General features: G+C 75.2%; 11 protein-coding genes and 1 tRNA gene. 8 read left to right on the top strand and 4 right to left on the bottom strand.

Annotation, left to right across the window (positions count from 1 at the left end):
* Positions 1–323: 323 nt before the first annotated feature.
* Entirely contained in the window at positions 324–1,457 is a 1,134-nt protein-coding gene (locus AB0F71_RS30280; RefSeq protein WP_360240848.1) for a tetratricopeptide repeat protein, read from the top strand.
* A 51-nt stretch (positions 1,458–1,508) separates the two neighbouring features.
* Here AB0F71_RS30280 and AB0F71_RS30275 read toward each other — a convergent pair whose 3' ends face one another.
* Positions 1,509–2,165, bottom strand: coding sequence for a histidine phosphatase family protein (locus AB0F71_RS30275; protein ID WP_360240845.1), 657 nt, complete (start codon positions 2,163–2,165; stop codon positions 1,509–1,511).
* A 234-nt stretch (positions 2,166–2,399) separates the two neighbouring features.
* On the opposite strand from AB0F71_RS30275, the gene AB0F71_RS30270 reads away from it, so the two are divergent.
* From AB0F71_RS30270 to AB0F71_RS30260, 3 genes are read left to right on the top strand one after another with little or no spacing between them, the layout of a single operon-like run.
* The gene (locus tag AB0F71_RS30270) at positions 2,400–3,683 is read left to right on the top strand and encodes a hypothetical protein (protein ID WP_360240842.1); all 1,284 of its coding nucleotides are present in this window, start codon (positions 2,400–2,402) and stop codon (positions 3,681–3,683) included.
* Entirely contained in the window at positions 3,680–5,305 is a 1,626-nt protein-coding gene (locus AB0F71_RS30265) for a hypothetical protein (RefSeq protein ID WP_360240839.1), read from the top strand. The genes AB0F71_RS30270 and AB0F71_RS30265 overlap by 4 nt, the downstream gene beginning before the upstream one ends.
* Positions 5,305–6,666 carry an AAA family ATPase gene (locus AB0F71_RS30260; RefSeq protein ID WP_360240836.1) on the top strand — a complete coding sequence of 454 codons (1,362 nt, stop codon included), beginning with the start codon at positions 5,305–5,307 and terminating at the stop codon, positions 6,664–6,666. Before AB0F71_RS30265 ends, AB0F71_RS30260 begins: the two co-directional genes overlap by 1 nt.
* A 14-nt stretch (positions 6,667–6,680) precedes the next feature.
* Here AB0F71_RS30260 and AB0F71_RS30255 read toward each other — a convergent pair whose 3' ends face one another.
* Positions 6,681–6,974, bottom strand: coding sequence for a hypothetical protein (locus AB0F71_RS30255; RefSeq protein ID WP_360240833.1), 294 nt, complete (start codon positions 6,972–6,974; stop codon positions 6,681–6,683).
* 281 nt (positions 6,975–7,255) lie between these two features.
* On the opposite strand from AB0F71_RS30255, the gene AB0F71_RS30250 reads away from it, so the two are divergent.
* From AB0F71_RS30250 to AB0F71_RS30240, 3 genes are all read left to right on the top strand, one after another.
* A complete protein-coding gene (locus AB0F71_RS30250) occupies positions 7,256–7,612 on the top strand; it encodes a hypothetical protein (protein ID WP_360240830.1) in 357 nt (118 codons plus the stop codon).
* 28 nt (positions 7,613–7,640) lie between these two features.
* Positions 7,641–8,294: a bifunctional DNA primase/polymerase gene (locus AB0F71_RS30245; protein ID WP_360240827.1), complete on the top strand. Its 654-nt coding sequence runs from the start codon at positions 7,641–7,643 to the stop codon at positions 8,292–8,294.
* 68 nt (positions 8,295–8,362) lie between these two features.
* A tRNA-Lys gene (locus AB0F71_RS30240) sits at positions 8,363–8,436 on the top strand.
* 140 nt (positions 8,437–8,576) lie between these two features.
* Here the strand turns inward: AB0F71_RS30240 and pgi are convergent.
* Both pgi and AB0F71_RS30230 read right to left on the bottom strand, forming a co-directional pair.
* A complete protein-coding gene (gene pgi, locus AB0F71_RS30235) occupies positions 8,577–10,238 on the bottom strand; it encodes a glucose-6-phosphate isomerase (RefSeq protein WP_360240824.1) in 1,662 nt (553 codons plus the stop codon).
* A gap of 242 nt (positions 10,239–10,480) precedes the next feature.
* Positions 10,481–12,064, bottom strand: a complete 1,584-nt coding sequence (locus tag AB0F71_RS30230; protein WP_360240821.1) for a Na+/H+ antiporter — start codon at positions 12,062–12,064, stop codon at positions 10,481–10,483.
* 220 nt (positions 12,065–12,284) lie between these two features.
* Between AB0F71_RS30230 and AB0F71_RS30225 the strand changes: the two genes are divergently transcribed.
* The gene (locus AB0F71_RS30225; protein WP_360240818.1) at positions 12,285–13,193 is read left to right on the top strand and encodes an NADP-dependent oxidoreductase; all 909 of its coding nucleotides are present in this window, start codon (positions 12,285–12,287) and stop codon (positions 13,191–13,193) included.
* The last annotated feature ends 36 nt before the right edge of the window (positions 13,194–13,229 follow it).

The raw sequence follows: 13,229 nt of genomic DNA, 5'->3' as shown, positions 1-13,229 counted from the left end.
CCAACAACCCCTCGGAGGGGGTGTACGGCCACTTGGGGCCGGGGCGCACGAACACCCCCCTGGCCTACCCCCCCCCCACCGCCGCCCGCCGCCGCGGGGCGGCCGGCGGCGGGGCGGCCGCCGAGGCGGCCGCGCTCCACCTACCGATCCATCCGCCGTTCCCGTCCCTGCCCGCCCCGCGCTCACCACTCTCCACTCAACTCCCGTACGCTGCCTCGCCGTACGCGGATCCAGCCGCTCCGGACGGGCCCCCGTGGCCGATGGCCGGCGCGGTGCCCAGGGGGCCCGATGGATCGCCCTATCCCGACGAGGAGAACGACGACGTGCGTCGCCGTACGTTCCTGGCCGGCGGCACGACCGCGCTGGCCACCGTGATCGGCATCGACCGGCCGGCCGCCGCCGGTTCGGCAGCCCCTGCCGTCACCGCCACCCGCCCGGGCTTCGGCCCGGCACCCGGCCGATCCGCCTTCCCCGGTGCGGAGTTCACCGCGCCCGCACTGCACGGCGCCGATCCGGTGGTGCCCGGGCGCCCCGGGCCGGTGCCGCCGCTGCGCAAGGTCGGCGCCGCCGAGGTGTTCGGCGTCGAACAGGCCGTCCGGGACATCAGACTGGCCGACGACGCCCACGGCGCGGACGCCCTGTACGAACTCGCCGGGCAGTCCCTGCGCACCGCCTACGTCCTGCTCAACGAGGGCGAGTACAGCGCCGAGACCGAGCGCCGGCTCCAGGCCGGAGCCGGTGAACTGGCCATCTCGGTGGGCTGGTTGGCACACGACTCGAACCGGCTGGCGGACGCCCGCTCGTTCTACGCCGAGGCGCTCGCCACCGCCCGGATGGCCGGGGACTCCGCCCTGGAGGCGCACGTCTTCTGCAACAGCGCCTTCCTCGCCCGGGACGCCGGACGCCCGCGCGAGGCGCTGCGCGCCGCGCAGGCCGGGCAGTCCGCCGCCCGGGAGCTGGACTCCGCCCGGCTGCTCGCCCTGCTCGCCATGCGCGAGGCCGGCGCCTGGGCCGTGCTGCGGGACCGCGCCAGCTGCGAACGCGCGATCGGCCGGGCCTACGCGCTGTTCGACCGGGGGCCGTCGGAGACCGACCCGGAGTGGATGTCCTTCTTCGGCGAGGCGGAGATCGCCGGGCTGCAGTCGCAGTGCTGGTCCGCCCTGGAGGACTGGGACCGGGCCAGCGAGCAGGCCGCGCTGGCCATAGCGCTGCAGGAGCCGCACTTCGTCCGCAACCGGGTGCTGTACACCGCCGAACTGGCCCACGACCGGCTCGGCCGGGGAGACTTGGCGGGGGCGGCGCACCACGGCTCGGCCGCCGTCGCGCTGTTCGGCGAGGTCCGCTCGGCCCGGATCCGCAGCATGCTGGCGGACACCGCGGGGCGGCTGCGGCAGCACGCCTCGGTCGCCGAGGTCCGCCGCTTCCTGATCGGCTACGACCGGGTCGCGGCGGCCTGAGCGGACCGACGACCGAACCGACGGGTCGTCACCGGGTCGTCACCACAGGCCTCAGTGGCCGGCGTTCAGCCCCTCCAGGTGGGACAGGTCGTTCCAGACCTCCACCGCCGGGGCGCCGTACTCCCAGGACAGCACGCACAGCGCCGCCGTACCGAGCTTGAACCGCTGGGCGAACTCGGGCGGCAGGCCCAGCCAGCGGGCGGTCAGGATGCGCAGCAGGTGGCCGTGCGCGAACAGGACGACGTCCCGGTCGGCGCAGTGCATCTCGGTGGTGTCCGGCTCCGGGACGCCGTGCTCCGCGTTGAGTCCGGCCAGGAAGGCGTCCACCCGGGCGGCGACCTCGGAGAGCTTCTCGCCGCCGGGCACGCCGTCGCGCCAGATCAGCCAGCCGGGGTGGTCGGTGGCCCGGATGTCGACGCCGGTGCGGCCCTCGTACTGGCCGTAGTCCCACTCGAGCAGTTCGGGGCGGTCGACCGCGCGGTCGCCGAAGCCGGCCAGCGCGCAGGTCTCCTTCGCGCGGCCGAGCGGGCTGGTGTAGACGAGCGCGTCCGGCAGGCCGTTCCAGGGGGCCTTGGCGAGCCGGGCGCCGAGCGCCCGGGCCATCGCCCGGCCCTCCTCGGTCAGCGGGATGTCGGTGCGGCCGGTGTGGCGGCCGGTGGCCGACCACTCGGTCTCACCGTGGCGGACCAGCACGATTCGGGCGGGCATGGCAGGCTCCTCGCAACGGGGCGGTCAACGGTCGGTCTCACCCTTGAGCACCGGGCTCCATGATCCCCCACCCGCTCGGCGGCCACGATCGCGGGCCCCGGCCGCCCCGGTCCCTGCCCTGCCCGTTCGCAGGCCGGCCCGACCCGGTGGTCGCGGCCGGAACGAACCGGAACGGGCCGGAACCGCCCGGTCCGCCCCGCGTTGTCGGACCCGGATGCGACACTGGGCCGCACCATGAACGTCTCGACGAACGTCCCGCTCGGCGGGCCCGCTGAGCCGCTCGCCCTGCGGCTCGCCGAGCTGCGCGGACCGGCCCCTCAGCGCAGTCTGAACGCCCGCTCCCTCGCCGCCCTGGCCGCCAACCCGGGCTGCCACCGCCGCGCCGTCCTGGACGCGGCCGGAGTGGACAAGTCGGCGCTGGCCGCCCGGCTCGGCCGCCCCGCCCCCTTCGGGCAGTCCCCGTTCGCGATCGCCCGCGGCCTGGTCTTCGAGTCCCGGTTGAAGGCGGACGACCACGCCGCCCTGCTGGAGCCGCTCCGCGCCCACCTCGGCGTCCCCGCGGACGACCGGACCCCGCTGCTGGTCCCGGACCTGCTGCACCGCTCCGGCCCGGCCGTCCGCGCCGACCGGACGGCCGAGGCACTGGCCCTGGCCGCCGCCGACCCGGACGCCTGGACGCTGCTGGACCACCCGATGCTCAGGCTCGCGGTGGCCGGCAGCACCGCCTACCTGGAACCGGACGCCCTGGTGGTGCACGGCGGTCGGTGCACGGTGGTCGAGATCAAGTCCTTCCCGGTGCTGGACGGCAGCGCGGACCCGGCCAAGGTCGGCGCCGCCGCCCGTCAGGCTGCCGTGTACGTGCTGGCGCTCCAGCACGCCGCCGCCGCGGCCGCCGGGCTGCCGCTCAGCGACGACCCGTACACCGAGCAGCGGCTGCCGGGCAGCCCCCGCACCACCGTGCTGCTGGTCTGCCCGAAGGACTTCGGCAACCGGCCGACCGCGGTCGCCGTCGACGTCCGCCGCGAGCTGGCCACCACCCGCCGCCAGTTGAGCCGGATGACCGGCATCGGCCGGCTGCTGGAGGCACTGCCGCCCGGCACCGACTTCGACCTGGCCGCCGACCAGGACGGCGCCCCGGCCCGCAGCACCGAACAGCTGACCGCCTCGGTCGAGGCGGTGCCCGCCGCCTACAGCCCGGACTGCCTCTCCACCTGCGAACTCGGCTTCCACTGCCGCGCCCGGGCCCGCTGCGACGACCGGGTCGAGCAGCTCGGCCGGGGCGTGCGCGGCGAGCTGGGCGCCCTCCGTACGGTCACCGAGGCCCTGGCCGCCGCGGCCGGCACCTCGGGCGCGGACAGCGGGGGCGGCGAGGTCAGTGAGGACGGCGAGGACAGCGACGGCGCGTACGAGGCGGCCCAACGCCTGGCCTACGCCGCCGCCCTGCGCGCGGAAGCGCTGGGTACGAAGACGCTCGGTACGGAAGTCCTCGGTACGGAAGCCCTGGGCGGGACGGCATGAGCCTGCTGACCACCCTCGCCCGGCTGGAGGCCGTCCGCAGCGGGCGGGCCGAGCCGCTGGCCACCGTCCGGCACCGGCACCTGTCGGAGCGCCCGATGGTGGTCGTCCCGCTGACCGCCGCCGGTGAGGCCGGCGCGCCGCTGGCCGTCATGCTGGGCACCGACCGGGACGCGCCCCGGCTGCACCTGGTGCCGCAGCCGCTCAACCGCACGCTCCGGTTCGACTACCTGGCCGCGCTGGCCGCCGACCTGCTGCCCTACCTGGAGTCCTTCGGCACGGACGTCGAACAGATCGAGGGCTCCGAGAAGGACCCGGAGACCGGCGAGAAGACCCAGGTGTTCCGGGAGCTGTGCACGGACGCGCCGCAGCTGATCGTGCCCAACAGCGCGGGCGTGCACCACCTCGCCCTGATCGGCCGCTCCACCCGCTTCCGCCGCACCGCCGAGGACGCCGACCCGGGCCCCCACCCGGCGCCACTGCGGGTGCCGCTGCTCGGCCGCTGGCTGACCCACCTCACCGACCGCGCCCAGGTGCCCGGTTCCAGCCTGCTGCTGCCGATGACCGGTCTGCTCGCCCGGCACTGGGCCACCGGCCAGAGCCACCTGGAGGACCAGCACCTGGCCGCCCGGCTGGCCTGGCACGATCCGCCGCCGGGGCTGACCGGGGCCCAGGCGGCCGAACTGGCCGAGTCCGCCCGCGACGAGCACGGCCAGCTGCTGCACCCGCCGGCCGGTCCGGCCACCGACCCGGCCTTCGACGAGGGGGTGCTGGCCCCGGCGATCGCCCGCTACGACGCGGCCGTCAACGCCCTGCAGCACAGCACCGAGCAGCGCGACGAGGCCGCCGCCGAGCGGGCCCGGGCGGCCGTCCGCGCGGCGGTCGAACAGCTGGAGCGGGCGTTGTCCGCCGTCCTGCTGCCGACCTGGCGGGACGTCTGGCGGGGCCTGGATCTGCTGCGCGCCCTGCCGCCGGCCGGCCACCTGGAGGAGCGCTGGACCGGCGACCGCTGGTCCTACACCGGCCACCGGGACCGCCTGGCGGCCGGCGAGCCCCCGCAGCCCCGGCAGGACGACGCCGTCACCGCGGCCCGCAAGCTCGCCCAGCGCGAGCGCGAGCAGGCCCGGCTGGACGTCCAGGAGGCCCTGGACGACCCGCTGGCGATGGCCGAACACCGGCTCTCCGGCGAGGCGTTCAGCGGGGTGGTGACCGAGGTGGTGCCCGACTACGACACCACCGGCCGCTCCCCCAAGCCGCGCCCGCTGGTCACCCTGCGCACCACCGACCGCCCGCACGCCGACCTCGGCCGGGAGGCGCACCGGGTGCACGGGCCGACGGCGCAGAAGGCGCGGATCGTGGCGGTCGATCCGGCCGAGGGCACCATCACACTGCGGGTGCTGTCCGGCATGGGCCGCAAGAAGGAGCCGGAGCCGGGCAGCCTGCCCGAGCCCGGCGAACCGGTCACCTTCACCCTGTTCGAGCTGACGGTCCGCCAGTCCGCGCCGCTGCCCGAACCGGACGACACCCCGTGGACCCACGGCGGCCCGCCGGGCGCCGCCCCGGGTGCCGCCACCGCCGCCACTGCTACCGCCACCGCCGCCGTCGCCGTCGAGGAGTGGGAGTGATGACCGAACCGATCGAGGCGCAGTCCCCCGGGGCGGCCGCCGACGCCGCCGTGGCCCGGATCCTGGCGGCCACCGTCCACCCCGCGGTCGGCGCGCCGCGCGGCGTGGTGGTGGACTCCCCGCCCGGCGCCGGGAAGTCGACCCTGGTGGTGCGGGCGGCCCGGGAGCTGGTGGCGGCCGGCGAGCGGCTGATGATCGTCGCCCAGACGAACGGCCAGGTGGACGACCTGGTCGGCCGACTGGCCGAGAAGGCGCCGGAGTTGACGATCGGACGGCTGCACGCGGCGGACTCCCGGCCCGGCCCGGAGGTGCTCGGGCACGCCAATGTCACGCCCTCCGACAAGGTCGCCGACCTGGTCGAGCACGACGTGGTGATCTCCACCGCCGCGAAGTGGCAGTGGGTGCGGGCCGAGGCGCCGTGGCGGCACGCGATCGTCGACGAGGCCTACCAGATGCGCTCGGACGCCCTGTTGGCGGTGGCCCGACTGTTCGAGCGGGCGCTGTTCGTCGGCGACCCGGGCCAGCTGGACCCGTTCACCGTGGTCGGCACCGAGCAGTGGGCGGGCCTGTCCTACGACCCCTCCAGCAGCGCGGTGGTGACGATGCTGGCGCACAACCCGCAGATCGAGCCGCACCGGCTGCCGGTCTCCTGGCGGCTGCCGGCCAGCGCGGCGCCGCTGATCTCCCGGGCGTTCTACCCGTACACGCCGTTCCGCTCCGGCACCGGCCCGGACGACCGCGGGCTGACCCCGGCCGTCCGCCCGGACGGCTCGGCGCTGGACGCGGTGCTCGACCGGGCCGCCGAGCACGGCTGGGCGCTGCTGGAACTGCCCGCCCGGCACACCGTGCGGACCGACCCGCAGGCGGTGGCCGCCGTCGCGGCGACCGTGCGGCGGCTGCTGGAGCGCGGGCTGACCGCCCGCTCCGAGCAGGGCGAGACGCCGCTCACCGCGGACCGGATCGCCGTCGGCACGGCGCACCGGGACCAGGCGGCGGCGGTGCGGGCGGCCCTGCTCAAGGTGGGTGTCCCGGTGGACGGCACGGCCGGGCCGGCCGTCACGGTGGACACCGCGAACCGGCTGCAGGGCCGGGAGTACGACGTCACCGTGGTGCTGCACCCGCTCTCCGGACGCCCCGACGCGACCGCCTTCCACCTGGAGACCGGCCGGCTCTGCGTGCTCGCCTCCCGGCACCGGCACGCGTGCATCGTGGTCGCCCGGGCCGGGATCGCCGAACTGCTGGACGAACACCCGTCGACCGAGCCGGTCCAGCTCGGGGTCCCGGTGGCCTTCCCGGACGGCTGGGAGGCCAACCACCAGGTCCTCCAGCACCTCGGCGGCCACCGGGTCCACCTGAGGTAGCCGGTCGTGGACGGTCAGTCCTCGGTCTCGCAGACCGCGAAGGCCACCACGGACCCGTGCGCGGCCTGGGCGCTCCAGCCGGTGGCGTCGGCGGTCGGCCCGCTGGCGCGCACCGGCCCGTCGGCGTCGGGCTGGAGCCGGTAGCCGCCGCCGGTGAGGTGGGTGCCGCTCGGGCAGGTGGCCGTGGAGGTGCCGCCCGGGCTGCTGGGCGGCCCGGTGACGACCTTGGCCGTCTCCGCCGCGGCGGCGGGGGCGGCCGGGACGAGGAGGGCGGCGGCCAGCAGGAGGCCGGTGGACAGTGCGCGCATGGTGGTGCTCCCGGTTCGATGGGCGGTTCTCGGTTCGGTTCTCAGCGGACGGTTCCCGGTCCGGTGGGCGGCCGCCGTACCCGGTACAACCGGTTCGCATGCGACCGGGAAGCGCAGCGCCCGGGTCACCGCCCCGGCGCGCGCCCCGGGAATAGCGCCTGCACGCGCACCGTTCCGCTACCGGCCGCCGCCGCGAGACAATGGACGACGGCCACGATCGGGCGGCGCGGCCCGGAGCAGCCCGCCGCCCTCCCTCACCGAGACCCCGGAGGTGTCCGTCCATGCCCGACTCCCCCGCCGAGACGCCCGAGCCCACCAGGCGCCTGCGCCCCGCGCAGCTCCTGTTCGAGCCGCAGGCCACCGAACCGGAGCCGGAACGATTCTTCGACCTGGAGTCGATCGACGACCCCGCCGAGCTGCTGCGCCGCTCCACCGAGCTGGCCCTGGCCTTCCGGGCCGCCGCCGACCGGGCCACCGACTTCCAGGCCGTCGCCGCCGCGCAGCTGGCCGACCCGCGCCGGTTCGACGCGCTGTCGGACACCGAGGTCGCCGAGCGGGCGGACTGGACCCCGGACTACGCCGCCAAGATGATCGAGTACGGCCGCGGCCTGCTCCAGCCGCGCCGCCACGAGGACTGACTCCCGCCTCCGAACCGGCCGCTGGCATATGCCAGCGGCGGAGGGTACGCGATCGCCCGTCGCCCTGTCCGGCGAACGGCGCTTTCCACCACACCGGGGGCGCGCACGGCGCAGGCTGCTGGGCGTGGACATCTGGACGCACCAGTCGGTGGAGTACGTCACCGTGGCCGGGGAGGCCTGGCTGGCCTCCGCCAGCGAGTACCCGCGCAGCATGCGCGCCCTCTGGGAGGCCCGCCCGTGGGCGCCCTCCGTACTGCCCTGCGGGCGGGCCTTCGACGTGATCAGCATGCCGTCGCTGTTCGGCCGCCGGGTGCTGGACGAGCTGTGGGCCTCCGGCCCCGGCTGCGGCCCGGTCGCGGCCTGTCGCGGGCGCACCCTGCTGTTCGTCCGACCCGGCGCGGCGCCCCGGCTGCGCCGGCTGCTGGCCTGGGAGGAGTGGGCCCGGGACGTTCCGCCGCTGCTGTGCCACGGAAAGGGCGACGCGGTGACCGTCCCGCCGCTGCAGCGGATGGTGCACGGCCCGGACTCCCCCGGCCGGGGCACCGGCCGCTGGATCGTCGCCCCGGAGGAGCGGGAGCCCTGGCTGCCCGGGGCCTCGGTGGTGCTGTGGGCCTGTGTACGGGCGGCGCGCGAGCCCGGCCCCGGCGTCCCGGCCGAGCCGGTCCTGGTGACCCGGGGGTGAACGGAGGGCGGCCGGTATTCGATTTTGGCTCGGCCGCCGGCCGCTGCTACAGTTTTCTCTGTCAGCAGGCGCCGCTAGCTCAGTTGGTTAGAGCAGCTGACTCTTAATCAGCGGGTCCGGGGTTCGAGTCCCTGGCGGCGCACAGACAGCCGGAAGGCCCCTTGCGAAGGCAGGGGGCCTTCCGGCGTTTCCACACCGCGAACCTCGCGGACCTCGCGAGCCTCGCGAGCCCGAACGGGCAGCACCGGGCCGCCCGCCGGAGCGGACGGCCCGGTCCCGGGCTCAGCGGCCGCGCAGCGCGCGGTAGCGGGCGACCAGCGCGGCGGTGGAGCTGTCCAGCTGCACGTCGCCCTCACCGGTGAGCAGCACCGGCTCGATCCGCTTGGCGAGCACCTTGCCCAGCTCGACGCCCCACTGGTCGAAGGAGTCGATGTTCCAGATCGCGCCCTGGACGAACACCTTGTGCTCGTACAGCGCGACCAGCTGGCCGAGCACCGACGGGGTCAGCTCGGCGGCCAGGATGGTGGTGGTCGGGTGGTTGCCCTTGAAGGTCTTGTGCGGGACGAGCTCGGCCGGCACGCCCTCGGCGGCGACCTCCTCCGGGGTCTTGCCGAAGGCCAGCGCCTGGGTCTGGGCGAAGAAGTTGGCCAGCAGCAGGTCGTGCTGGGCGACCAGGCGGTCGGGCAGGTCGGCGACCGGGCGGGCGAAGCCGATGAAGTCGGCCGGGACCACCTTGGTGCCCTGGTGCAGCAGCTGGTAGTACGCGTGCTGGCCGTTGGTGCCGGGGGTGCCCCAGACCACCGGGCCGGTCTGCCAGCCGACCGGGGTGCCGTCGCGGGTCACCGACTTGCCGTTGGACTCCATGTCCAGCTGCTGGAGGTAGGCGGTGAACTTGGACAGGTAGTGCGAGTACGGCAGCACCGCGTGCGCCTGGGCGTCGAAGAACGCGCCGTACCAGACGCCCAGCAGGCCGAGCAGCAGCGGGACGTTCTGCTCCGGCGGGGCGGTGCGGAAGTGCTCGTCGACCAGGTGGAAGCCGTCCAGCATCTCGCGGAAGGCGTCCGGGCCGATGGCGATCATCAGCGAGAGGCCGATCGCCGAGTCGTAGGAGTAGCGGCCGCCGACCCAGTCCCAGAACTCGAACATGTTGGCGGTGTCGATGCCGAAGTCCTGCACGCCCTGGGCGTTGGTGGACAGCGCGACGAAGTGCTTGGCCACCGCCTCGGTGCCGGCGCCCAGGCCGTCGAGCAGCCAGGCGCGGGCGGAGATCGCGTTGGTGATGGTCTCGATGGTGGTGAAGGTCTTCGAGGCCACGATGAACAGGGTCTCGGCCGGGTCGAGGTCCCGGACCGCCTCGTGCAGGTCGGCGCCGTCCACGTTGGAGACGAAGCGGACCGCCAGGTCGCGCTTGCCGAAGGAGCGCAGCACCTCGTAGGCCATCGCCGGGCCGAGGTCGGAGCCGCCGATGCCGATGTTGACCACGGTGCGGATGGGCTTGCCGGTGTGGCCCTTCCACTCGCCGCTGCGGACCCGGTCGGCGAAGGCGGCCATCTTGTCCAGGACGGCGTGTACGGCGGGGACGACGTTCACGCCGTCCACCTCGACGACGGCGCCGCGCGGGGCGCGCAGCGCGGTGTGCAGGACGGCCCGCTGCTCGGTGATGTTGATCTTCTCGCCGCGGAACATGGCGTCCCGCAGCTCGGCCACGCCGGTGGCGGCGGCGAGTTCGCGCAGCAGCTCCAGCGTCTCGTCGGTGACCAGGTGCTTGGCGTAGTCCACGTACAGGTCGCCGACCTGGAGCGTGTGGGTGCGGCCGCGCTCGGGGTCGGCGGCGAACAGCTCGCGCAGGTGGGTCTCGCCCAGCTCGGCCCGGTGCTTGGCCAGGGCGGCCCACTGCGGGGTGCGGTCGAGCGGGGTGCGGGCGTCGGCGCGGGTCTCCGACATCGGTGGGTCCTCGATTCATCTGGGTGCAGAAACCGGCAGGGCCAGGCGTGGGGCCGGTCGTCGTCGAGCGGCTTCGCGAGGTCGTTGCGGTACGGGTGGTGCGCCGACTCCGTTGACGGCCTGCCCGGGTTCAGCCTATGCAACTCCGGAGGGGGTGGCGCACATTCCGGCCGGTCGGAGGCCGTGCCGCCGACCGGCCGGACTGCCCGTCACTTCTGTTGCACCCGCCGCTCGCGCCCCGTTCACTTCCGCTCGGAGCGCAGGTCCAGTCCGCGCAGCACGTGGTCCACCAGCTCCGGGTCGGCGCCGAGCTCGCTGCGGGCGACCAGCATCTCGCGGCGGGAGGCGGCGATCATCTCCTGCTCGACCTCGGCGGCGGCCCGCCACTGGGCGATCCGCTGCTTCGCCTCGGCGGCCTCCTCCTCGGCGTAGTTCTCCGGGCAGAGCCGGGCCAGCCGGTCGTGCTGACGGTCCCGCAGCCGGTCGGCGACCTCGGCCGGCAGCCGGTCCTGCTCCTCCAGTTCGCCGAGCCGCGCCAGCCCGGCCTTGGCGGCGCGCCACCACAGCTGACGCACGGCCTGTTCGTGCGCGTCCTGGTCGATGTCCAGGTGCAGGCGCTTGGCCAGCCAGGGCAGGGTCAGGCCCTGCACCAGCAGGGTGAACAGCACCACGCTGAACGCGATGAACACCAGCCGGCCGCGCTCCGGGAAGTCGGCGCCGGAGTGCAGGGTGAGCGGGATGGCCAGGGCCAGGGCGACGGTGGCCACCCCGCGCATGCCGGACCACCAGAGCACCACGCTCTCCCGCCAGCTGAACGGGGTGTCCTCCTCGTCGCCCTTGCGCAGCCTCCTCGACAGCCAGCCGGCCGGCAGCAGCCAGAGCAGCCGGACCGCCACCACGACCGCGATGACCACGGCGGCGTCGCCGAGGAAGCCGGTCCAGCCGCGGCCCGCCTCCTCCAGCACGGTGGCCAGCTCCAGGCCGATCAGCCCGAAGGCGACGCCGGTGATCAGGATCTCGACCACCTCCCAGAAGGCGTTGCCGACCAGCCGGTAGGAGACGGCGTCCGCGTCGGAGGCCCGCTCGGCGAGGTAGAGCGCGCAGACCACGACGGCGAGCACGCCGGAGCCGTGGATCTCCTCGGCGAGGGTGTAGGCGGCGAAGGGCACCAGCAGGTTGAGCGCGACCTGCTGGGTCGGGTCGTCCAGGCGCTCGGCGAGCTTGGCGTTCACCCAGCCCAGCACCACGCCGACGACCACCGCGAGCACGGCGGACAGCACGAAGCGCAGCACGGCGTGGCCGACCGAGAAGTCGCCGCTGACCACGGCCTCGATGGCGAGCGAGTAGATGACGATCGCGGTGACGTCGTTGAACAGGCCCTCGCTCTCCAGGATCGCCACCAGCCGGCGGGGCAGGCCGATGCTGCCGGCCACCGCGACGGCGGCCACCGGGTCGGGCGGGGAGACCAGCGCGCCGACCGCGATCGCGGCGGCGAGCGGCAGCGCGGGCAGCAGCCAGTGCACGGTGCCGGCCACCGCGATCGTGGTGACCACCACCAGGGCGACGGCCAGCAGCAGGATCGAGCGGGCGTTGGCCTTGAAGTAGCGGACGCTGGAGCGCCGGGCGACGGCGAAGATCAGCGGCGGCAGGACCAGCGGGAGGATCAGCTCGGGCTCGATCTTGACGTCCGGGATCTGCGGGACGATCGCCATGACGATGCCGAGCAGGGTCATCAGTACCGGCTGCGGCACGCCAGTCCGCCGGGCGAGTGGCATGGTCACCACGGAGGCGAGCAGCACCAGGAAGAACAGGGGCAGCTGACCCACGGGGAGGTTCCTCTCGACGGCGGACGGCTGAGCGCCGCCCAGGATAAATCTGACAATGCGCCCATTCGCGGGGACACGCCGAACGGACGCTTGACCTCAAGCGCACTTCACGTCCGAGGATCGGGGCGTTCGAGCAGCGGACCGGCGAGCGCCGGCCAGCGGCGGCGAGAGTCCGCGAGAGTCGGCGAGGATCAGCGAGATCCGGCGAGAGGAGCACCCCATGAAGGCGGTCACCGTACCGAGGTCCGGCGGTCCCGAGGTCCTGCGGGTCACCGACGTGGCGGACCCGGACCCCGGCCCGGGAGAGGTCCGGGTGCGGGTGTACGCCGCCGCGGTCCAGCCGGTGGACCTCGCGATCCGGGAGGGCTTCCGACCGCCGGGGCTGGTGGCCGAGGAGCCGTTCGTCCTGGGCAACGAGTTCGCCGGGGTGGTGGACCGGCTCGGGCCGGGCGCCGGGAACTGGCGGGTCGGCGACGAGGTGCTGGGCTTCCGGGTGCTGGGCTGCCAGGCCGAGCTGGTCACGGTGGACGCCGGCCAGCTGGTGGCCAAGCCCGCCGGGATGCCCTGGGAGCAGGCCGGCGCGCTCTCCGCCTCCGGCCAGACCGCCCAGGTGGCGCTCGACCTGCTCGGGGTCGGGCCCGGGGACACCGTGCTGGTGCACGGCGCCTCCGGCGGGGTCGGCACCGTCGCCGTCCAGCTGGCCCGCTCCCTGGGCGCCACCGTGATCGGCACCGCGAGCGAGCGCAACCACGAGTACCTGCGCGGGCTGGGCGCGATCCCGGTCGCGTACGGCGAGGGGCTGGTCGAGCGGGTCCGGGCGGCCGCCCCGCAGGGGGTGGACGCGGCCTTCGACGCGGCCGGGCGGGGCGCGCTGGCCGCCTCCGTCGAGCTGGTCGCCGACCGGGACCGGATCGGCACCGTGGTCGACTACCCGGAGGCCGAGCGGCTGGGCGTCCGGGGGCTGCGGGGGCCGCGCACCGCCGAGCGGCTGGCCGAGCTGGTCCGGCTGTGGGAGGCGGGCGGGCTGCGGCTGGAGATCGCCGAGACGCTGCCGCTGGAGAAGGCCGCCGAGGCGCACCGGCTGGTCGCCACCGGGCACGTCCGCGGCAAGGTGGTGCTGACCGCCTGAGGCCCTCCGGGCCGATTGTGTGTTTCGGCCGCTGAC

Source organism: Kitasatospora sp. NPDC028055, from assembly GCF_040637885.1.
GTDB lineage: Bacteria > Actinomycetota > Actinomycetes > Streptomycetales > Streptomycetaceae > Kitasatospora.
Note: the sequence above shows the minus strand (reverse complement) of the source record. Positions and strands in the feature narration are given on the sequence as shown.